The sequence below is a fragment of the Streptomyces sp. NPDC046862 genome (assembly GCF_040704615.1).
GTDB lineage: Bacteria > Actinomycetota > Actinomycetes > Streptomycetales > Streptomycetaceae > Streptomyces.
This window is the reverse complement of the sequence record NZ_JBEYXP010000006.1, coordinates 281,642-302,058: the sequence shown is the minus strand read 5'-3', so window position 1 is coordinate 302,058 and position 20,417 is coordinate 281,642. Positions and strand designations below refer to the sequence as shown.

Below are 20,417 nucleotides of genomic sequence, written 5' to 3'. Positions count from 1 at the left end.
TGTGCTTTTACTACCACCCGTGGGTGGTGCGGTCGGACCCCTTGCGCTGGTTCCTGCCCCCCCCCCCCCCCCCCCCGCGCGACCCGCAGCCCGCCCCCACCCGCGTCCGAGTACCGCAACCGCCGCCCCCACCCGTCCCGCACATCGACCGCCCCCGCGATCCCGTGCCGTACCACGCACGGCGCCCCCGCCTCACTGGTCAGCCGGACCCAGCGGGTCGTACCGCCCTTCCGTACCGCGGACAGCAGAAAGGCGCCCTGCGTGCGGAAGTCGTGGACCGTGAGGTCCGCCCAGGCGGCGGGCAGTGCGGGGAAGACGCGGATGACGCCGCCCCAGGACTGGCAGATCATGTCGTGCAGGGACTGGGCGGCCGACAACGGTGTCTCGATGACCGGACCCGACTCCTTGTACATGGTGTTGGGCTGGATGAACCGGGACATCAGCTGACCCAGATAACCCAGCGCGTCCTCGCCCTTGCCGAGCAGGGCGGACATCGAGGCCGCGCCCGTGAACGTGTAGCCCTGGAGCGCGCCCTCGAAGCCCACCCAGTGCGCCAGCGACTTCTCGATCAGAGCCCGTTCCTCCGCGGTGCGGCCCGTGACCTCGTACAGGGGGTACACGGCGAGCAGATGCGAGTAGTGGCGGTGAGACTTCGCGAAGGGGATGTCCGCGCCGATCATGAAGCCGTTCGCATCGGTCGGATACGGCGCCCGCCTGTCCAGCACCTCGCGCCAGCGCGGCGCCAGCTCGTCGTCGATGCCGAGGATCTCGGCGGAGTCCAGCAGCGTACGGCAGCCCCAGGTCAGCAGCATCAGGTCGTAGTTGCAGTCCCGAGAGTTCCCGCCGTACTCGGGGGAGAAGGTCGCCGGAAGGTGCAGCCTGCCGTCCGGGCCGGGCTCCAGGAAGTGCAGGTAGTAGGTGATCGCCTTGCGGAGCAGCGGGAAGAGGACGTCCCTCAGGATCGACTCGTCCATCGTGTGGCGGTAGCTGAGCCAGACGTTGTGCAGGGCCCACGTGAGGTTGCCGACCTCGGGGGTCGGCGGGTCCTGGCCGGGGATGCCGACGCCGTACCCCATGAGCGCGCTCTGCGCGCCGTTGATCAGATGCGGGTCCGTGGTGCGCGGGATGCCCATCGAGTCGGCGTCGTACGGGGCGGCCACCTCCTTGACCAGGTTCCCCCGGAACTCGCTCAACGACCGGGTGATCGCGTCGAGTTCGAGGTGATTGGAGCCGTGGATGAGCCAGTACTCCAGCTGTGCGTTGAGGTTCCACCAGGTGTTGGGCCACGGCGTGGGCTCCAGCCAGGGTCCGCAGGTCGCCATCACCGGGGCGTCCCGGCGCGCGGCGGACGCCGTCTTGTACAGCTGGATCCAGTAGAAGCGCTGGATGCGGGCATCGGGCAGCGAGAGGAAGCTCTTGCGGTAGTAGGCGTGCCACCAGGCGCGGTGCGTCAGCGCCGTCTGCGAGTAGGGGAGCACGGACGCGTCCTGGATGGTGCGCATGGCTCGTCCGAGCGCCGTGCTCCGCGGGTACGAGTACGCCACGTTGACGTACAGCGTCCGGCTCGCGCCCCACGTCCGCTCCCGCCACGCCGTCACGTGCTGCCCGCCGGACAGCAGGGACTGTACGGACGTGGAGACGCCGTCCCGCTCACCGACCTCGGCGGGCGGGTTGCCCTGGTAGCCGTCCGGCAACGGCTTGAACGCGGCGCGCGGGCTGATCGCCTCCTCCGGATGGAACACCCACCTGAAGTCGCGCTCGCCCGCGCTGGGCGTCACCTCCACGGCCAGCACCGAGCGTGAGGTGTGCACCAGGGCGCGGATCGTGAGGGTGCCCCGCTCGGTGGTGAGCATGCCGGTGAGCTCGGCGTCCCGCAGCCGGAGCCGCCAGTCCACGCCCGTGACGCGGCCCACGGGCTCCAGCGTGAAGTAGCCGATCGGGAGCCGGGCGAGCCCGAACAGCGAGCCGAACTCGGGGCGGTGGTCCTGGACCTCGGAGTGCTGCACGTTGAAGCGCACGGCCCGGAAAGTGCCGTCCTCCTGGTCTCCGCCGGGCTCCGCGTAGATGCCGGAGCCGAGGAAGCCGTTACCGAGGAACGGACCCTCGTACCAGGTCGTCGGCATCCGCTCCCACACCAGGTCGGCGTCGTCGAGGACGGTGCGCCAGGGGTCCGAGGGGGAGAGTTCGGGGGCCAACGGGTCGGGGGCTTCGGGAGCGGCCGCGCTCGCCGAGGCCGGGAGACCTCCGGAGAGAAGTGTTCCGCCGAGGGCGGTCCCGGTGGCGAGAACAGTACGTCTGGAGGGGCTGGGCATCGCGTCGGACGGGCGGGACATGGTGCCTCCCGGCGGCTCAAACGGCATGATTCGTACGGTGATTCAGCGGTAACGCAGCAGTGATTCATCGGAGCTATCCCGCGATGCAACGTAGAGAAGGTGCGTGTGCTCGTCAATGGGAAGGGAGAGATCCGATGTGTCGAGAGCCGATCAACCCCAGATCACCGCGCACAGCCAGGTCATCGTGACGAGCAGACAGGCGAACAGTTCCGTCAGCACGCTCCAGCCACCCGACCGCATCGCGGTGCGCAGCGCCGCCCTGGCCTCGCGGTGCCGTCCGAGCCGCAGCCGTTCGGAGAGATAGATACCGGCCATGAAGCCGGGTATCGCCCCGATCACCGGTATCAGGCCGAAGCCGAGAAGCGCTCCGACCCCCGCGAACACCGCCATGCGGGGGGTGGCGCCGCTCTCCCGCGGACGCCGGGGTGGCAGCATCCAGCGGACTGCCTGGGAGAGCAGCATGACCACGGTTGCGCCCACGAGCACGAACCACGCGAGACCGCTGGTGTCCTCCAGCGCCCACCACGCGACCCCGGCCCACACCAGCCAGGACCCCGGTACGCCGGGTACGAGCACTCCGCACAGGCCGAGCAGGAGCACCACCCCGACCAGCAGGAGTTCCCACGCTCCCATAAGCCCAGGGTGCTGGAGTGGGAGAGGAGACGCAGGTCGCGAGCGCGCCCGATGGACGACGAGCGCGCCCGGTGCCGAGGCACCCCCACAGGAGAATGACCGCACATCACAGGGGAACCCAAGGAGCGTGGGTCACACTCAGGACCCCGGTCCGACCCATGCCCCCGGCGCCGGGGGCGGCTCACACGCCGCCGGGCGGTTCTCCTGTGGGGGGTGGAACCGCCCGGCGGTACACCAGGCGGCGCGGTGTCCCGGGGCGTGGATCAGCCGTACGCCGTACCGCAGTTCGAGATCGTCTCCGGAGCGTCGTCCCGGGGCATCCCCTGGCCGGTTTTTTCGGAAGCCTCGTTTTCATCAGGCTCCCGCGGTGGACAATTAGGGGCATGAGCCAGCAGGGGGAGAGGCCCACCGGTCACGAGGACGACTGGTGGGGGCAGTTGTACGACGACTCCACCGAGGACACGGGGCCCGCGGCCGCGGCCGATTCCCTCGACGACCGCTTCGCCTCGGCGGCGGACACGGTGGGGCAGGACCCGGCGGCCCGTCCCGAGTCCTCGCCCAGCGGTGCCCCGCCTCCACGCGGAGGCCCCCCGACGGTGCCGGGCCGACGCACAGCGACCCCTCCGGACGACGCACGCCCCGCCCCGGCCGACATCCAGCCCCGCCCCGCCGCCGGGTACGCCGGTTACGCGGGGTCCGACCCGGCCGACGTCTCCGGCCGGCCCGGCGGCCCTGACGGCCGGAGCGCGTCCGACGGCCGTTCCGGCACCCCCGGCCCGCGCAACCCCCCCGACCGATCCGGTCCTGCCGGCCAGGGCAGCAGGAGTGACCCCGACTCTCTCGTGCGGCGGTCGGCCCCCTGGGGAGCGCCGCCCGTCGATCCGTCGGGACCCGCGGCCTTTCCGCCCGGCCCCAAACCACCGGGCTTTCGCGCGGAGGCCCCACCGGCCGGCCCGGCGCGCAACGCCGCACCGGACGGCCCGGTGCCCACTGGTGCACCGGATGGCCCGGCGCCCCCGGACGTACCGGATGGCTGGGCGCGCACCGGCGCACCGGACGGCCCGGTGCCCACTCGTGCACCGGACGGCCCGGTGCCCACTCGTGCACCGGACGGCCCGGCGCCCACCGGCGCGCCGGACGGCCGGGCCCGCACCGGCGCACCGGTCGGCCCGACGCGCAACGCCGCACCGGACGCCCCGGCGTCCACCGGCGCGTCGGACACCCCCGTCCCCGCGACCCTCCAGTCCCGGGACGCCACCCTCGTCACCCGCTCCGAGCCGGCCGCCGTCGCCTACGTCGGCTCCGGGCCGCCCACGTACGACGCGGAGCCCACCGCGTTGCCGGTCGCGGACCCGGAGGACCTGCGGGATCTGGTCGCGGACACCGTGCTCGACGGGGCGCGCTACGGGGCGTGCACGCTGCGGGCCGCTTCCGTGCGCGGGGACTCCGCCCGGTTCCGGGGCGAGCCGCGCCGGGACTCGCTGCTGACGGCGAGGTTCGGCTCGGGCGAGGAGGCGCTGGTGCTCGTCGCCATGGCGACCGGCGCCCGCGCCACACCAGGAGCGCACCGGGCGGCGGCCGAGGCGTGCGCGTGGATCGGACGGGCCGTCGGACGCAGCCACGTCCGGCTCGCCGAGGACATGCGGGCCGCCCGGCGCGGCGAACTGAAGTCGGGGCTGCACCGGCTCACCGACCGCACCCTCGGCAAACTCCGCGCCAGCGCCGCCGAGCAGGGCGTCGAGCCCGAGGAGTACACGGCCGGGCTGCGCTGCCTGCTGCTCCCGGCGGACCCGGAGTGCCGTACGCGCGTCTTCTTCGGTGTCGGCGTCGGAGGTCTGTTCCGGCTGCGGGACGGCGAGTGGCAGGACATCGAACCACGGGTCGCCGCGACCGCAGGCGCACCGGTCGTCGGCTTCGGCTCACTGCCCCACGAGACCCCCGAGGGCGACCGTCTGACCATGGACCTCGGTATCGCGACGCCCCCGAGTCCCTACGAGCCCGCCCCCGCACCGCCCCAGGAGCCCTTCCGCTTCCGTGCCTCCGTGGCCCGCCCCGGGGACACGCTGCTGCTGTGCACGGCGGGCCTCGCCGACCCCCTGCGCGGCGAACCACAGCTCGCCGAACACCTCACGGCCCGCTGGGCGACCGGGGAGCCCCCGGGGCTCGCCGCCTTCCTCACCGACACCCAGGTACGGGTGAAGGGGTACGCCGACGACCGCACGGCCGCCGCCGTCTGGGAGGCGTGACCTGGCCGGCGCGGGTGGCCACGCTCCGTGGCCGCGAGCGGCTGGTCGGATACGGCCGGATCGGCAGCCGGGTGTGGACGGCGGGGACCGGAGCGCGCGGTCGGGCTCGTGACCGACGCGAGGGCCCCACGTGTCCGTTTCGTTGCCCTGCGTGATGGTTTCGCGTGGTGGCGCGGGGTGCCCGGGTCCTCCACCCGCGTGGCTTGACTGTGTGCGTTTGAACGCCTACCAGGGGTGCTTGACGATTCAGCATGACTGTCGCCTTCCGGACGGGGGCATGGATCCCCGTGAGCGTGTTCGAGCAGGAGGGGATTCGTCATCGGCATGCGGGCGGGGGTCATGAAGAGGCAGGCGCGAGGCGGCGGTCCCGTGGCGATCGGGGCCACCTCGGCGAAGACGGTGGAGGAAGCGACCGACAGTGCCACGGACCAGGCGGGGGCGGGGGAGCTCAGGTGCAGGCTCGGACGGGCGGACCTACGGGCGGTGCCCGAGACCCGGAGAGAGCTCAGGGAGTTCCTCCGGCACTGGGGGCGCCCCGGAAGATCGGAGATAGCCGAGCTGCTGACCAGCGAGCTCGTCACCAACGCACTCATCCACACCGACCGCGACGCGGTCCTGACGGCCGTTGTCTCGCCGCACGAACTCCGCGTGGAGGTACGGGACTTCGTGGGCCGCAGACCGAACCTGCAGATGCCCGACACCGGTGACGGTACGCACGGCCGGGGTCTCGTCCTCGTGCAGTCCCTCGCGGACGCGTGGGGGGTACGGGCGCACGGCGTGGGCAAGGCGGTGTGGTTCGAACTGGGCGCCGAGGCCGCCTGACCGCCCGGTTGCGGGCACGGGTGGGACGGACACGGGAACGGGGCGGGGGCGCGGCTCGTATGCCGCGCCCCCGCCCCGTTCGGCTCGTGAAGGGGATGCGGGCCCTCACGAGCGGGAGTGTGTTCTAGCCGAACTGCTGCTCCAGGTCCTTGAGCTTGCGCTCCAGGGAGTCCAGCCGGGGCAGCGCCATCGTGTCGTCCTCCGCGGTGAGGTCGACGGTGACCGGCTTGTCAGAAGCCCCGCGGACGGGCTGCAGGGAAGGGCGCGTACGCACGGGCAGTGGCTCCGGCGTGGATATGGCAGGCTCCGAGGCGACCGGCTCGGGGACGCGCTCCACGGTGGTCACGTCCATCTGCCGCCCGCCGCCACGGCCGGGCAGACTCCGGTGGCCCCGGCTGATCGCCTTCAGGTGGGCACGCTCCAGGCGCCCCTGCTCGCGCTTGCGCGTCCGGGTCTCCTCCTTTATGCGCTTGTCCTCGCGCACCTCCTCCACGGCCTCGTCAAGGGTGCGCACACCTTCGAGGAGCATCAGCGACCAGGCGCTGTACGTCTCGCGGGGCGCGCGGAGCCAGCGGACGACGCGGATCTGCGGCAGCGGGCGCGGGACCAGGCCCTGCTCGCGCAGTGCGGCACGGCGGGTCTGCTTGAGCGCGCGGTCGAACAGCACGGCGGCGGACATGGACATGCCCGCGAAGAACTGCGGGGCGCCGTCATGGCCGAGACCCCGGGGCGCGTGCACCCAGTTGAACCAGGCCGCCGCGCCCGCGAACGTCCACACGAGTATCCGGGAGCCGAGTGCCGCGTCGCCGTGGCTGGCCTCGCGCACCGCGAGCACGGAACAGAACATGGCGGCGCCGTCGAGGCCGAACGGAACCAGGTACTGCCAGCCGTTGGTGAGTCCCAGGTTCTGTTCGCCGAAGCCGACCAGGCCACGGAAGGAGAGCGCGGCCGCGACCGCGGCACAGCAGAAGAGGAGGATGTAGGAGGCCGTGCCGTAAAGGGCCTCCTTGCGGCGGCGGCGCTCCTCGCTGCGCTCCCACGAGTCCTCGGTCTTCGCGTGCTCCCCGGACCGCTTGCCGCGCGCGAGCACCGCCACCGCCGCCAGCATGCCCAGGAGCAGCACGGCGCCCGGAAGCAGCCAGTTCAGCGATATGTCGGTCAATCTCATCAGGGTCCCTTGCATTGGGATAGGGCGTAACGCCCGCCATATTGGCCCAATCCCCACTGCCCTCAGGGGGTTTCGGGGCAAGAGACCGCCAAGGAAGTGCAAGGAGATGCGCAGGGCGGCATTCTGCTCGAACTACCGCGCGAGGGACGGGAGTTGAGTGCGAGCAACACTACCCGTACGGGTGGTTCCTCGGAAAGTTCCCGCGACGAGTGAGGAAGTTGTGAATCTCCTGTAACCCGGGCGGGGGTCACACCGCGAGTTGATCTTACGGCAGATATCACGCGCTGCCGCCCTGTGGGAAGTCACGGCTTGGCCACAAGGGCCGGCGAAGGGGCGTCAGGCGGTCGCGGCCGCCGTCAACTTGGCGACGCGTTCCGCGTCGCAGACGCGCGGGCAGCTGGGGCAGGTGTCCTCGGGGCGCAGCGTGTAGAACATGCAGCAGCTCACCCGGTCCCGGGTGGGCAGCGACTCGCCGCCGGGGCCCGTCAGTTCGCGGAAGGCCGCGGAGCCCACGTACGGCTTGGTCGTGCCGGGCAGCAGCAACTCCAGCTCGCGCCGGGCGCGCTCCTCCTCGCCGAGCAGCTGGGCGACGTACCAGAGCCCCTCGACGACCTCGTCGGTCGCCATGCCCCACAGGGCGCGTCCACGGCGCCGCATCCGGGGGCCGAAGCCGGCGAGGACCGGTTCGACGTGCTCGGCGACCGCCGCCCGCACCTCGGCCCGCAGCGCCTCCTCGTCCGGTACGACCCGCGCGCCGGGCAGGTCGGCCGCCGGATCGTCCGGCAGGCAGGAGAACGCGTCGACGCGGACGGCCAGACGGCCCTCGGTCCGCTGGAAGGCGACGTGCTCCACGGGGATGCGGGGCACCCGGCGCGCCAGGAACCACGGCACGGTGAACAGCAGGCAGGCCGACCACGCGTACCGGTGCAGGCCGAAGCTCGCGATGACGTCCGGGCGTCCTCTCTGTCCGTAGTCCCGCAGCACCTGCTCGTCGTCCCAGGCGAGAAAGGCGTCGAGATCCGCGCCGCCCTCCGCGAGCCGCGCGGCCGGGACCCAGCCGTCACCCCGTGGTGTCGCCTCCAGGGGGGAGAGTTCCGTCACGTCCAGATATGGATACACGTCGGTGAGCCGGGTGTACGCATCCGTGACCGGCGACGTAACCGGTGCAGCGAGCGGCATGGGGGACCCCCGTTTCGCGGTCGTTCGCGGTCGTTTCGCGGTCGTCGAGCCGAGCGGTGATCGACAGGTAAGGCTTACCTTACCCGAAGCGATCGATATGTGAACTGACGCTCGGTGCGCTTATGGTGCTTTACGGCCGGTAACGACCCCCGCAGCTGATTCGAGCACCTCGCGCACCATCGACCCCTGAGGAGACCCCGTGGAGCAGGCCGGACCGCGTCCGCGCGACCCGCAGGGCTCCGTCGAGGCCGGGACCGGGACCGAGGTCGCCTCCGGGGCCGGGCCCGGGGTTCCCGAGGCGCGTGAGCGCCCTCCCTGCGTGCCGCAGCAGCCGGGGGTGGCGGACGTGAACCGGGAGCGGGGGATCGCCCCGGGCGCCGCGCCGGCCGCGCGGGGCGACGCGGTACGGGGTGAGCACACCCACAGCGAGACGCCCATCCCGCGTCCCGTCGTGCAGCGGACCTCCGTCCGCGGGCAGATCCTCGACGCCCTGCGCGCCGCGCTCGTCGCCGGAGACCTCACGCCGGGCGAGGTGTACTCGGCGCCCGCGCTGGGCGAGCGCTTCGGAGTGTCCGCCACTCCCGTACGCGAGGCCATGCAGCAACTCGCCCTGGAGGGCGCCGTCGAGGTCGTGCCCAACCGCGGCTTCCGCGTCGTCGAGCGCGGCGCCCACGAGCTGGCCGACCTCGCCGAGATCCGGGCGCTGATCGAGATGCCGGTGGTGCTGCGGCTGGCGCGCACGCTGCCCGCCGAGCGCTGGGCCGAGCTGCGGCCCCTCGCGGAGGAGACGGCGCGGGCGGCGGCGTCCGGCTGCCCCGCGGCGTACGGCGAGGCGGACCGGGCCTTTCACCGTGCGGTGCTGGGGCTTGCCGGCAATGAGCAGCTCGTGCGTGTGGCCGACGATCTGCATCGTCGCTCCCAGTGGGCGCTGGGAGGCGAGCCGGTGCGCTGCCGCGCGGAGCTGATGGTGGATGCCGCTGTGCATCTTGCGCTGCTTGATGCATTGGTGGCGCGGGACTTGGGGGCGGTGGAGGCGTTGCTGCGGGAGCACTTTTCCGGGGCGTGAGGCTCCGTTGGGGTTTCGGCCGGTTTCTGGGTGCGGGTTGTGTGTGGCTGGTCGCGCCCGCGCGGCGGAGCCGCATGATGTCACAGCCCCGCGCCCCTGTCGGGGCGCCCCCTCCCGTGATCAGTTGCCGCTTACGCCGTTGCCGCCGGTGGGGCCAGTTGCCTTGCCAGCCAGGTGGGTACGCCGCCCAGGAGGCGGAACAGGCGGGCTGCCTCTGCCCTGAGGCGGGTGGCTTCGGGGTCCGTCTCCGTGTCCGCCAGGGACGCGAGGGCCGGGGCGGTGCCGACGAGGTAGCCCAGCTCCTCGCGGATGCGGAGGGACTCGGTGAAGCCGTGGCGGGCCTCGGCCAGTTCGCCCTCGCGCAGGGCGAGTCCGGCGAGGTGGCGCCACGTGAACGAGAGCAGCAGCAGGTCGCCGTGGGCGGTGGCGCCCGCGTGGGCGCGGCGGTAGGCGGCGCGGGCGGCCTGCGGGGCGCGGGCCAGGTTCTCGGCGATCAGGCCGCGGCGGAAGTCCAGCAGGGCCCGGCCCGGTGCGCCCGGCGGGATCAGGGCCGCCGCCCGGCCGAGTGCCGCGCGTGCCTCGTCCGCCCGGTCCCGGACGCCCAACAACGTGGAGGCGTACGCCAGTTGCCCGCGCTCGCAGGCCGCCGCGCCCCGCTCGTCGTCGCTCTGGGCCTGCGCCTCGGCCGTGCGGAGCGCGTCCTCGGCGTCCTCCCAGCCCTGCTCGGTGTAGAGACAGCGCTCGACGAGGAGCGAGGTCCGCTGGAGCGAGGCCGACGGCGTGGTCGGCCGGAGCAGTGCCGCCGCGTCGGCCCAGCAGGCGCGCGAGCGCAACCGCCATACCGCGGTCTGGAGCGGATCGTCAGTTGCGGTCGTTCCCGTACCAGACATGGCGGGATGCGCCACGTTGCCCTCCCCTAGCGCGCCTTCGAGCTGTTGAGTGGTGGCCGCATCTCAGCACGGATCGCGGTACCCGGCCAAGGGGTCGGGTGAAGGATTTCACAAAGTCATGGGGTGAGACAGGGCGCACGGACGGCACCGCGTGCCTCCCTTCACGCAACCCCGTGACCTCAGCTCATGCGCAACGCCAGGAAGAAATCCAGCTTGTCCTCGAGGCGCGAGAGGTCCCGGCTCGTCAACTGCTCGATACGGCCCACCCGGTACCGCAGCGTGTTGACGTGCAGGTGCAATCGGGTGGCGCAGCGCGTCCAGGAGCCGTCGCAGTCGAGGAACGCCTCCAGGGTGGGGATCAGTTCGGCGCGGTGGCGGCGGTCGTAGTCGCGCAGCGGGTCGAGGAGACGGGCCGTGAACGCGCGGCGCACGTCGTCCGGGACGAACGGCAGCAGCAGCACGTGCGAGGCCAGCTCCTGGTGGCCCGCCGCGCACACCCGGCCGGGCCGCGCCGCCGCCACCCTGCGCGCGTGCCGCGCCTCCTCCAGCGCCCCGCGCAGTCCCTCGGCCGAGTGAACCGCCGCGCTGACGCCGAGCGTGAGCCGCCCGTCGTCGTTCAGACCGGCCGTCAGCGGGTCGCGGACGGACTGCAGGAGCGTGTCGGCGAGGATGCCCGACTCCGAGCCGTCGTGCTCGGCGGAGACCGCCGGGAGCGGGACGAGCGCGACCGCCTCGTCACCGGTGTGCGCCACGGCGATGCGGTCGGAGTGCTCGGCTCCGGCCGACTGGGAGTGCCCCGGGCTCCCCGGGGAAGGATCGACGAGGATCTCCTCCAGCAGCGCCTGCGCCACCGGCCCGCCCTCGATCTCCCCGCCGTCCCACTCCACGCGGGCCACCACCACCTGCCAGTGCGGGGCCGCACCCAGGCCGGGCAGCAGCACCGGGGCCGCCACCCGCAGCCGGGCCGCGATCTCGGCGGGCGCGGCACCCGCCTGGACCAGCTCCAGGACCTCCTGGGCCAGCCGCCGCCGTACCGTACGGGCCGCCTCCCGCCGGTCCCGCTCGACCGCGATCAGCTGGGTGACTCCATACAGCAGGTCGAGCCGCTCCTCTGCCCACTCCCCGGCATCCGCCTCGACCGCGAGCAGCCACTCGGAGAGCACGGTCTCGCGGGTGTCCCGGACGGCCGCCGCGGTCCGGCCGGTGTTGCGGACCGGGAACAGGGAGTACGTCGTCGGGCCCACGGCAACCCGGTGCGGTGCGCGCCGGCCCGCGCGCGTGGCCGCCAGGTGCTCGGCGGCCAGCCCGGCGCGCACGTCGGCGGGCAGGGCGGGACCGCCCACCTTGGGGCCCGCGACGAGCCGTCCGGTGGGCGAGAGCACCCAGGCCCGCAGGTCCAGGTCGGAGCCGAGCAGGTCCAGGACCACGTCCGGGCCGCCGCCCGCCGGTCCCGAGGTCATCATCCGGCGGTGCCGGTCGACCACCGCCGCCAGGTCACCGGCCCGCTCGCCCGAGACCTGCCGGACGACGTGCTCGGTGATCGTCGCGAAGGCCACCGACTCGTTGACGGCGAGCAGGGGCAGCCGGTGCACGGCGCAGGCCACGACCAGGTCCTCGGGCACGTCCCCCAGCTCGGCCTCACCGGCGGCGAGCGCGGTGACCCCGGCGCCCACCAGGATCCGTACGAAGGGCTCGGAGTCCGTGGCGTCGTGGCGCCAGGCGAGCCCGGTGAGCACCAGCTCGCCGCCCGAGAGGTAGCGGCTGGGATCGCGCAGGTCCGTGGTCATCACTCCGCGCACCGTGCGGTCCAGCTCGTCCTGGCCACCGAGCAGCCGCAGGCCCAGCGCGTCGGTGTCCAGCAGTGCGCGCAGCCGCATGTGTTCTCGCCGCCGTTCTTGTCGGGTCGTCGTGTCCGGTCGGCCGGGGCGTCCGGCTGTCCGTGTTTCCGGGTGTCCGGAAAACTGCGTTCGGTCGGTGTCCTGGGGTTTCGTGGCCGTGCTCACTGTTTCCGAGGAGAGACGGAGGGGTTACTGATGGTCTCCGTTCATACGAATCTACAAGATGGGCGCCCTGGCCAGCCAACTCCTTCATGTTTTCCGTGACTGACCCCGTTGGAGTAGGGCGCTGTGTACTGGCGTCGTCCCACGTGAACAGCTCATGCACGAGCCGGGCCGCCCGCACACGATCTGGCTCAAACGGAACGACCCACGCGACGTCAGCAGACGAAGAAGAGAGCCGGTCATGGACTTCCTTCGCCCCGCCAGCTGGGAGGAGGCGCTCGCCGCGAAGGCCGAGCATCCCACCGCTGTGCCGATCGCGGGCGGCACCGACGTGATGGTCGAGATCAACTTCGACCACCGCCGGCCCGAGTACCTCCTCGACCTGACCCGCGTCGGCGACCTCTACGAGTGGGAGGCCGGCGAGGACACCGTCCGGCTCGGGGCGTCGGTCCCGTACACGCGGATCATGGAGAACCTGCGGGCCGAACTGCCGGGACTCGCCCTCGCCTCCCACACGGTCGCCTCCCCGCAGATCCGCAACCGCGGCGGCGTCGGCGGCAACCTCGGCACCGCCTCCCCGGCCGGCGACGCCCACCCGGCCCTCCTCGCGGCCGGCGCCGAGGTCGAGGCCGAGTCCGTACGGGGCTCGCGGCGCATCCCGATCGACGCGTTCTACACCGGCGTCAAGCGCAACGCCCTCGCGCCCGACGAGCTGATCCGCGCGGTCCACATCAAGAAGGCGGACGGCCCGCAGCAGTTCTCGAAGGTGGGCACGCGGAACGCGATGGTGATCGCGGTGTGCGCCTTCGGGCTCGCGCTGCACCCCGAGACCCGCACGGTCCGTACGGGCATCGGCTCGGCGGCTCCCACGCCCGTCCGCGCCACGGCCGCCGAGGACTTCCTGAACGCGGCGCTCGACGAGGGCGGCTTCTGGGACAACGGCCGGATCATCACCCCGTCCGTCGCCCAGCAGTTCGCCGAGCTGTGCTCCGCGGCCTGCAACCCGATCGACGACGTCCGGGGCACCGCGAGCTACCGCCGCCGCGCGGTGGGCGTCATGGCCCGGCGGACGCTGATGTGGACCTGGGAGTCGTACCGCGGCAGCGCCCGCGTCTCGGAGGGAGCCGCGTAATGCGTGTCAACTTCACGGTCAACGGCCGTCCGCAGGAAGCCGACGACGTGTGGGAGGGCGAGTCCCTGCTGTACGTACTGAGGGAGCGGCTGGGGCTGCCCGGCTCCAAGAACGCCTGCGAGCAGGGCGAGTGCGGGTCGTGCACCGTACGGCTGGACGGCGTGCCGGTGTGCTCGTGCCTCGTCGCCGCCGGGCAGGTCGAGGGGCGCGAGGTCGTCACGGTGGAGGGGCTGGCGGAGTTCGCGCGGCGGCGGGCATGCGGAACCGGAAAGTGTGACACATCCGCGGAATGTGTCACATCCTCGGACGAGGACCAGCGGTGGTCCGCCCACGGCACCGACTCCCGGACCGGCGAGGGCACCCAACTCGCCCCCGTCCAGCAGGCCTTCATCGACGCCGGCGCCGTCCAGTGCGGTTTCTGCACCCCGGGTCTCCTCGTCGCCGCCGACGAGATGCTGGAGCGCAACCCGAACCCCACCGACGCGGACATCCGCGAGGCCCTCTCGGGCAACCTCTGCCGCTGCACCGGCTACGAGAAGATCATGGACGCGGTCCGCCTGGCGGCCGCCCGTCAGCAAGAGGCGGTCTGAGTCATGCCGACGAACGGTGCTCCCACGAAGATCACCCAGGGTTCGCACACCAGGGGTGGCATCGGCGAGTCCACGCTCCGCCCCGACGGCACCCTCAAAGTCACCGGCGACTTCGCGTACTCGTCCGACATGTGGCACGAGGACATGCTCTGGGGCCAGATCCTGCGCTCCACCGTCGCGCACGCCGAGATCGTCTCCGTCGACACGAGCGAGGCCCTCGCGACGCCGGGCGTGCACGCCGTCCTGACGTACGACGACCTGCCGACCGAGGTCAGGAACTACGGCCTGGAGATCCAGGACACCCCGGTCCTCGCCCACGGCAGGGTCCGCCACCACGGCGAGCCCGTCGCGGTCGTCGCCGCCGACCACCCGGAAACGGCCCGCCGCGCCGCCGCGAAGATCAAGGTGGAGTACCGGGAACTGCCGATCATCACGGACGAGGCGTCCGCGACCGCTCCCGACGCGGTCCTCGTCCATGAGAACCGCACCGACCACCACTCCCGTCACGTCCCGCACCCGAACATCGTCCACCGCCAGCCGATCATCCGCGGCGACGTGGAGGAGGCACGTCAGCGCGCCGATGTGATCGTCGAGGGCGAATACGTCTTCGGCATGCAGGACCAGGCCTTCCTCGGCCCGGAGTCCGGTCTCGCGGTGCCCGCCGAGGACGGTGGCGTCGACCTGTACATCGCCACCCAGTGGCTGCACGCGGACCTGCGCCAGATCGCGCCCGTCCTCGGCCTGCCCGAGGACAAGGTCCGGATGACACTGGCGGGCGTCGGCGGAGCCTTCGGGGGCCGCGAGGACCTGTCGATGCAGATCCACGCCTGCCTGCTCGCCCTCCGTACCGGCAGGCCCGTCAAGATCGTCTACAACCGCTTCGAGTCCTTCTTCGGCCACGTCCACCGCCACCCCGCGAAGCTGTCCTACGAGCACGGCGCGACGAAGGACGGCAGGCTCACCCACGTCAGGGCCCGCATCGTCCTCGACGGCGGCGCGTACGCCTCCTCGTCGCCCGCGGTCGTCGGAAACGCCGCCTCGCTCGGCGTCGGCCCGTACGTGGTCGAGGACGTCGAGGTGGAGGCCCTCGCCCTCTACACCAACAACCCGCCCTGCGGAGCCATGCGCGGCTTCGGCGCGGTCCAGGCGTGCTTCGCGTACGAGGCTCAGATGGACAAGCTGGCCGCGAAGCTGGACATGGACCCGGTGGAGTTCCGGCGGCTGAACGCCATGTCGCAGGGGGCCGTGATGCCCACCGGCCAGATCGTCGACTCCCCGGCCCCGGTCGCCGAACTCCTGCGCCGCGTCAAGGCGATGCCGCTGCCGCCCGAGCAGCAGTGGCTCACGGCCGGCGAGGAGGCGGACGTGCGTCAGCTCCCCGGCGGGCTGTCCAACACCACCCACGGCGAGGGCGTCGTCCGCGGGGTCGGCTACGCGGTCGGCATCAAGAACGTCGGCTTCTCCGAGGGTTTCGACGACTACTCGACGGCGAAGGTCCGCATGGAGGTCGTCGGCGGTGAGCCGGTGGCGACGGTGCACACGGCGATGGCGGAGGTCGGCCAGGGCGGCGTCACCGTCCACGCGCAGATCGCCCGCACGGAGCTGGGCGTCGCACAGGTGACGATCCGCCCGGCGGACACCCAGGTGGGGTCGGCGGGCTCGACCTCGGCCTCCCGCCAGACGTACGTCACCGGCGGAGCCGTGAGACACGCCTGCGAACTGGTGCGCGAGAAGGTCCTCGACCTGGGCCGCCGCAGGTTCGGCACGTATCACCCGGCCTGGGCGACGGCCGAACTCCTCCTGGAGGGCGGCAAGGTCGTCACCGACGGCGGCGAGGTCCTCGCCGACCTGGTGGACGTGCTCGGAGACGAGGCCGTCGAGGTCGAGGAGGAGTGGCGCCACCGGCCCACCGAACCCTTCGACCCGCGCACGGGACAGGGCTTCGGCCATGTGCAGTACTCGTTCGCCGCACACCGGGCCGTCGTCGAGGTCGACACCGAGCTCGGCCTGGTCAAGGTCATCGAACTGGCCTGCGCCCAGGACGTCGGCAAGGCGCTCAACCCGCTCTCCGTCGTCGGCCAGATCCAGGGCGGCACCACCCAGGGCCTGGGCGTGGCGGTGATGGAGGAGATCGTCGTCGACCCGAGGACGGCGGAGGTCAGGAACCCCTCCTTCACCGACTACCTCATCCCCACGATCCTCGACACGCCGACCATCCCCGTCGACGTGCTCGAACTCGCCGACACCCACGCCCCGTACGGGCTGCGCGGCGTCGGCGAGGCCCCGACCCTGTCGTCGACACCGGCCGTCCTCGCGGCGATCCGCGACGCGACGGGTCTGGAACTGAACAGGACGCCGGTCCGGCCGGAACACCTGACGGGTACGGGTACGGGTACGGCGTAGCGGCGGCGAGGAGACCGAGATGCTGGACATCGCCGAGGAACTGCACCGGTGGGTCGAGCAGGGACGCGACTTCGCCGTGGCCACGGTCGTGGCCGTCGGCGGCAGCGCGCCCCGCCGGCCTGGCGCCGCCCTCGCGGTGGACGCCGACGGCACGGCGATCGGCTCGGTCTCCGGCGGTTGCGTGGAGGGCGCGGTGTACGACCTGTGCCGACAGGCCCTGGAGGACGGCGGCGAGCCGGTCCTCGAACGCTTCGGCCACAGCGACGAGGACGCCTTCGCCGTCGGCCTGACCTGCGGCGGCGTGATGGACATCCTGGTCACACCGGTCCGCTCCGGCGACCCGGCCCACCCGGTGCTCGCCTCCGCGCTGTCCGCCGCCGCGAAGGGCGAGCCGGCGGCGGTGGCCCGGATCGTCTCCGGCCCGGCGGAACTGCTGGGCCGCGCGCTCCTCGTACGGCCCGACGGCACGCCCGACGGCACGCACGAGGGGACGTATGAGGGGACGTATGAGGGCGGCTTCGGCGCCCACCCCGAACTCGACCGTACGATCGCGGCCGAGGCGGGCGCCTTCCTGGACGCCGGCCGCACCGGCACCCTGGAGATCGGAGAGCGGGGCTCACGCTGCGGAGCACCGCTCACGGTCCTGGTGGAGTCCTCGGTCCCGCCGCCCCGGATGATCGTCTTCGGCGCGATCGACTTCGCCTCGGCACTCGTCCGCATGGGCAAGTTCCTCGGCTACCACGTGACGGTCTGCGACGCCCGCCCGGTCTTCACGACCGCGGCCCGCTTCCCGGAGGCCGACGAGGTGGTGGTCGAGTGGCCGCACCAGTACCTGGAACGCACCCCGGTCGACGCCCGCACGGTCCTGTGCGTCCTCACCCACGACGCCAAGTTCGACGTACCGCTGCTGAAACTCGCGCTCGGGCTTCCCGTGGCGTACGTCGGCGCGATGGGCTCCCGCCGCACCCACCTCGACCGCACCGAGCGTCTGCGCGAAGTCGGAGTGACGGAACTGGAGTTGGCCCGCCTCCGCTCCCCGATCGGCCTGGACCTCGGCGCCCGCACCCCGGAGGAGACGGCCCTGTCCATCGCCTCCGAGATCGTCGCGGCCCGGCGGGGCGGCAGCGGGGTACCACTGACGGGGGCGCACACGCCGATCCATCACGACGTGACGCCGGAGCGGACACCGGCGGGGAGGATATGGTCGGTGGCCTAGGCGGCCCCGCCGAAGTCCGGTGCGCTACCCGCGCCCCTGAGCCTCGCCCTTCGGTGAAATCCCCGGCTGGCAGGATAAGGCCGTGGCGAAATCTCGACCGATCAACTACGTACGGGTTGCCGAAGTCCTCACCGAACTCGACATGATCACCCTGGTGAATGCCCAAGGTGTCGTGGACCGCTTCGGTGACCTCGCGCACGAGGAACTGACACCGCACCATCACATAGCCAGCGCCCTCGAATCCTTCGGCGTGGCCGTCTGCATCCACGCCGATGACGTCGACTTCGCCGACGCCCACTACGAATGGCTCCTGGAAGAAGCCGCATCCCTCACCGGAGGGAAGGTCACCGTCGGAAACTTCCGCTTCGACAGGGATCACGAGGACGAAGACGACCCCGAGGGCGACGACGAAGACGACCGCGAGAAGGACGGCCGCGGGGTGCTGCACTTCGAGTGCAACGGCAAGGAGCTCTCCTTCCTCATAGAGCAGGAGTCGAACGACTACCTCGATATGGGCGCGGCGCAGGCCGCCATCGAAGCACTCGGTTCCGACGACGACCCACGGTCCTTCCGCTGCGTCGACAACGGCTCCCGGAACCCCCTCGGGACCATCGACGATGTCATGGTCCTCGCCACTGCCGAGCAGCGCGAAGGGCTCCGCCGACACCTCGGCATCACGTTCCACGAACCGTGGTGAGAGGTCGCTCTCTCCCCGAAGGACACCGTGCCGAGCTCACGACGCCGACTCCTGTCGCAGCAGGCTGTCCACCGCCCGCCCGAACATCCAGCGGGCCGCCAGTTTCAGGAGCCCGTCGAGGGTGCGGGGCAACAGGCGCACCGACAGATCCTCGCGCCAGAGCACCCGGGATCCCGCGCCGCCGCACGGACTGACCTCGATCTCCGCCCATCCTGTGACGATGCTTCCCCGTTTGGCCAGGCGACAGAAGGCGGTGTTCGTGTCCTTCGTCGGTGGCTGCCAGGTGACCACCTCCATGGGGTCGTCGACGGCGAGGCGGCCGACCCCCGACCGGGCCACGAAGACCGTGCCCTCGCGGGTCGGCGGGGGTGTGCGCACGGTGACGCGGGTCAGGGGGACCACGTCGGCGTGGCGCTGCCAGTCCGTGAGGCGGAGCCAGGCCTGGTCGACGGGGAGTGGGGTGACGCGTTCCAGGAGGAAGAGGACCACGAGGTGATCGTAAGCGGGTGCGCGCACGGCTGCCCGCGACTCGGCGGCGGTCAGGCAACCAGCCGTGGGAATGTGACACTTTCGCGAAAGGTGTCACATTCCCACGGCCAACATGAGGCGGATCCAGCGCCTCCCTTGAGCGCGCCCACGTCACCCACGTGAGCCCTCGGCCCTCACACGTCCAGCAACTCCCGCACCACCACCGGCATCCCCGTCTCGAACGACCGATTCGCCGCCAGCCCCGTCACCAGCGACCTCGCCCCGTCCACCCCGTCCGCCGCGCGCCCCAACGGATCGTCGGTCGTGGGCCGTTCGCCGAACAGGTCCGCCAGCATTCGTACGTCGCCACCCCCGTGCCCGCCCTCACCGGCGGGGACCTCGACCTCGCGCGGCCGCTCCCAGGAGCGGCGCACCAGCAGTTCCGTGCGTCCGGCCTCGTCGCCGACCGCCGCGCCGTGCATCACCGCGCTCGCGCCGTCCGTTCGCACCTCGGGCCGTGTCCACGTCGACTCCTCGACCAGGAGCTCGATGCGGCCCTCGCTGCCGTTGAAGGCGATGCGGTAGCCCTCCCAGGGGGCGTAGGCCGTGAGGTGGTACGTGAGGGTGGCGCCGGACGCGTACCGGACCAGGACCGCCATGTCGTCCTCGATGGTCACCCCGGGGGCGAAGACGTTCTGGTCGCGGTGGTAGCCGTCCTCGTGCTCGGCGTCCAGGTACAGCGACGTGAGGACGGAGGAGTCGGCGAGGTGGACGGCGAAGGGGTCGTCCTTGGCGGCCGCCGAGCCGTGGGCGCGGTCGTAGTCCCGGGCCAGGCCCCGGCGGCGGCCCGCCTCGTCGCCGTAGAAGAAGAGGCCGCCCTGGGCGTAGACCGTCTCCGGCCGCGAACCGAGCCACCAGTTGACCAGGTCGAAGTGGTGGGTGGCCTTGTGGACCATGAGGCCGCCGGAGTTGGCCTTTTCGCGGTGCCAGCGGCGGAAGTAGTCGGCGCCGTGCCGCAGGTCCAGCAGCCACTCGAAGTGCACCGAGCCGATCTCGCCCACGGCGCCGTCCGCGATGAGTTCCCGTACGGCCGAATGCACCGGGTTGTAGCGGTAGTTGAAGGCCACGCGCACCGAACGGCCCGTGCGCCGCTGCGCGTCCAGGATGCGGCGGGCGCGGTCCGCGTCAATGGTCATCGGCTTCTCGGTGACCACGTCGCAACCCGCCTCCAGGGCGCGCACGATGTAGTCGTCGTGGGTACGGTCCATGGTGGTGACGACGACGAGGTCGACTCGCTCGCGGCGCAGCATCTCCTCGAAGTCCTCGGGCCGGTACGCCGGTACGGGGGTGCGGCCCGGGTGCGCCGCCGTCAGCCAGTCGTTGTGGACGGCCATGCGGTGCGCGTTGACGTCGCAGAAGCCCGCCAGCTCGATCCGGTCCGCGTAGGGGCCCGCGAGCGCCTCGGTGAAGAGCTGGGCGCGGGCACCCAGGCCGATCACGGCCGCGCGGCGGTGTCGTGGGGATGCGGTGCAGGGGGCTTGTTGTGACATCCGGATCTTCCCTAGGGTCGAGCG

16 protein-coding genes are annotated in these 20,417 nt (G+C 72.2%); 8 read left to right on the top strand and 8 right to left on the bottom strand.

The annotated features are described in order from the left end of the window. Together AB0959_RS09405 and AB0959_RS09400 are read right to left on the bottom strand one after the other, a co-directional pair. The coding region (locus AB0959_RS09405) for a Tat pathway signal sequence domain protein (protein ID WP_366825714.1) at positions 1-2,333 on the bottom strand (2,333 nt) is incomplete at its 3' end. Between the two features lie 150 nt (positions 2,334-2,483). After that, positions 2,484-2,966, bottom strand: a complete 483-nt coding sequence (locus AB0959_RS09400) for a DUF456 domain-containing protein (protein ID WP_366825713.1) — start codon at positions 2,964-2,966, stop codon at positions 2,484-2,486. A 383-nt stretch (positions 2,967-3,349) separates the two neighbouring features. On the opposite strand from AB0959_RS09400, the gene AB0959_RS09395 reads away from it, so the two are divergent. Then, positions 3,350-5,212 carry a protein phosphatase 2C domain-containing protein gene (locus tag AB0959_RS09395; protein ID WP_366825712.1) on the top strand — a complete coding sequence of 621 codons (1,863 nt, stop codon included), beginning with the start codon at positions 3,350-3,352 and terminating at the stop codon, positions 5,210-5,212. 339 nt (positions 5,213-5,551) lie between these two features. Beyond that, positions 5,552-6,034 (top strand): ATP-binding protein, encoded by a 483-nt coding sequence (locus AB0959_RS09390; protein ID WP_366825711.1) that lies wholly within the window; start codon positions 5,552-5,554, stop codon positions 6,032-6,034. Positions 6,035-6,158: 124 nt separating this feature from the next. Here AB0959_RS09390 and AB0959_RS09385 read toward each other — a convergent pair whose 3' ends face one another. Next, positions 6,159-7,202, bottom strand: coding sequence for a DUF2637 domain-containing protein (locus tag AB0959_RS09385; RefSeq protein ID WP_366825710.1), 1,044 nt, complete (start codon positions 7,200-7,202; stop codon positions 6,159-6,161). 336 nt (positions 7,203-7,538) lie between these two features. After that, on the bottom strand, positions 7,539-8,381 hold the full coding sequence (locus tag AB0959_RS09380) for a (2Fe-2S)-binding protein (protein ID WP_366825709.1): 843 nt from the start codon (positions 8,379-8,381) through the stop codon (positions 7,539-7,541). A 346-nt stretch (positions 8,382-8,727) separates the two neighbouring features. On the opposite strand from AB0959_RS09380, the gene AB0959_RS09375 reads away from it, so the two are divergent. Then, positions 8,728-9,447, top strand: a complete 720-nt coding sequence (locus tag AB0959_RS09375; protein ID WP_366825729.1) for a GntR family transcriptional regulator — start codon at positions 8,728-8,730, stop codon at positions 9,445-9,447. 131 nt (positions 9,448-9,578) lie between these two features. Here the strand turns inward: AB0959_RS09375 and AB0959_RS09370 are convergent, their stop codons facing one another. Both AB0959_RS09370 and AB0959_RS09365 read right to left on the bottom strand, forming a co-directional pair. Beyond that, positions 9,579-10,337 carry a hypothetical protein gene (locus AB0959_RS09370; RefSeq protein ID WP_366825708.1) on the bottom strand — a complete coding sequence of 253 codons (759 nt, stop codon included), beginning with the start codon at positions 10,335-10,337 and terminating at the stop codon, positions 9,579-9,581. 179 nt (positions 10,338-10,516) lie between these two features. Further along, positions 10,517-12,214, bottom strand: coding sequence for a PucR family transcriptional regulator ligand-binding domain-containing protein (locus tag AB0959_RS09365; RefSeq protein ID WP_366825707.1), 1,698 nt, complete (start codon positions 12,212-12,214; stop codon positions 10,517-10,519). Positions 12,215-12,578: 364 nt separating this feature from the next. Between AB0959_RS09365 and AB0959_RS09360 the strand changes: the two genes are divergently transcribed. From AB0959_RS09360 to AB0959_RS09340, 5 genes are all read left to right on the top strand, one after another. Then, positions 12,579-13,469: an FAD binding domain-containing protein gene (locus tag AB0959_RS09360; RefSeq protein WP_366825706.1), complete on the top strand. Its 891-nt coding sequence runs from the start codon at positions 12,579-12,581 to the stop codon at positions 13,467-13,469. Continuing rightward, positions 13,469-14,059, top strand: coding sequence for a (2Fe-2S)-binding protein (locus tag AB0959_RS09355; RefSeq protein WP_366825705.1), 591 nt, complete (start codon positions 13,469-13,471; stop codon positions 14,057-14,059). The genes AB0959_RS09360 and AB0959_RS09355 overlap by 1 nt, the downstream gene beginning before the upstream one ends. A gap of 3 nt (positions 14,060-14,062) precedes the next feature. Continuing rightward, on the top strand, positions 14,063-16,462 hold the full coding sequence (locus AB0959_RS09350; protein ID WP_366825704.1) for a molybdopterin cofactor-binding domain-containing protein: 2,400 nt from the start codon (positions 14,063-14,065) through the stop codon (positions 16,460-16,462). A gap of 19 nt (positions 16,463-16,481) precedes the next feature. Beyond that, positions 16,482-17,678: an XdhC/CoxI family protein gene (locus AB0959_RS09345; RefSeq protein WP_366825703.1), complete on the top strand. Its 1,197-nt coding sequence runs from the start codon at positions 16,482-16,484 to the stop codon at positions 17,676-17,678. 82 nt (positions 17,679-17,760) lie between these two features. After that, positions 17,761-18,375, top strand: coding sequence for a hypothetical protein (locus AB0959_RS09340; RefSeq protein WP_366825702.1), 615 nt, complete (start codon positions 17,761-17,763; stop codon positions 18,373-18,375). A gap of 36 nt (positions 18,376-18,411) precedes the next feature. Here AB0959_RS09340 and AB0959_RS09335 read toward each other — a convergent pair whose 3' ends face one another. After that, the gene (locus tag AB0959_RS09335) at positions 18,412-18,864 is read right to left on the bottom strand and encodes an SRPBCC family protein (protein WP_366825701.1); all 453 of its coding nucleotides are present in this window, start codon (positions 18,862-18,864) and stop codon (positions 18,412-18,414) included. Between the two features lie 173 nt (positions 18,865-19,037). Continuing rightward, the gene (locus AB0959_RS09330; RefSeq protein WP_366825700.1) at positions 19,038-20,393 is read right to left on the bottom strand and encodes a Gfo/Idh/MocA family oxidoreductase; all 1,356 of its coding nucleotides are present in this window, start codon (positions 20,391-20,393) and stop codon (positions 19,038-19,040) included. Positions 20,394-20,417 lie beyond the last annotated feature (24 nt).

Bases quoted from the DNA above. Each gene is read 5' to 3' on its own strand.
- AB0959_RS09345 (WP_366825703.1), top strand. From the start codon at position 16,482: ATGCTGGACATCGCCGAGGAACTGCACCGGTGGGTCGAGCAGGGACGC.
- AB0959_RS09400 (WP_366825713.1), bottom strand. From the start codon at position 2,966: ATGGGAGCGTGGGAACTCCTGCTGGTCGGGGTGGTGCTCCTGCTCGGC.
- AB0959_RS09330 (WP_366825700.1), bottom strand. From the start codon at position 20,393: ATGTCACAACAAGCCCCCTGCACCGCATCCCCACGACACCGCCGCGCG.
- AB0959_RS09365 (WP_366825707.1), bottom strand. From the start codon at position 12,214: ATGCGGCTGCGCGCACTGCTGGACACCGACGCGCTGGGCCTGCGGCTG.
- AB0959_RS09355 (WP_366825705.1), top strand. From the start codon at position 13,469: ATGCGTGTCAACTTCACGGTCAACGGCCGTCCGCAGGAAGCCGACGAC.
- AB0959_RS09385 (WP_366825710.1), bottom strand. From the start codon at position 7,202: ATGAGATTGACCGACATATCGCTGAACTGGCTGCTTCCGGGCGCCGTG.
- AB0959_RS09370 (WP_366825708.1), bottom strand. From the start codon at position 10,337: ATGTCTGGTACGGGAACGACCGCAACTGACGATCCGCTCCAGACCGCG.
- AB0959_RS09360 (WP_366825706.1), top strand. From the start codon at position 12,579: ATGGACTTCCTTCGCCCCGCCAGCTGGGAGGAGGCGCTCGCCGCGAAG.
- AB0959_RS09350 (WP_366825704.1), top strand. From the start codon at position 14,063: ATGCCGACGAACGGTGCTCCCACGAAGATCACCCAGGGTTCGCACACC.
- AB0959_RS09390 (WP_366825711.1), top strand. From the start codon at position 5,552: ATGAAGAGGCAGGCGCGAGGCGGCGGTCCCGTGGCGATCGGGGCCACC.
- AB0959_RS09395 (WP_366825712.1), top strand. From the start codon at position 3,350: ATGAGCCAGCAGGGGGAGAGGCCCACCGGTCACGAGGACGACTGGTGG.
- AB0959_RS09380 (WP_366825709.1), bottom strand. From the start codon at position 8,381: ATGCCGCTCGCTGCACCGGTTACGTCGCCGGTCACGGATGCGTACACC.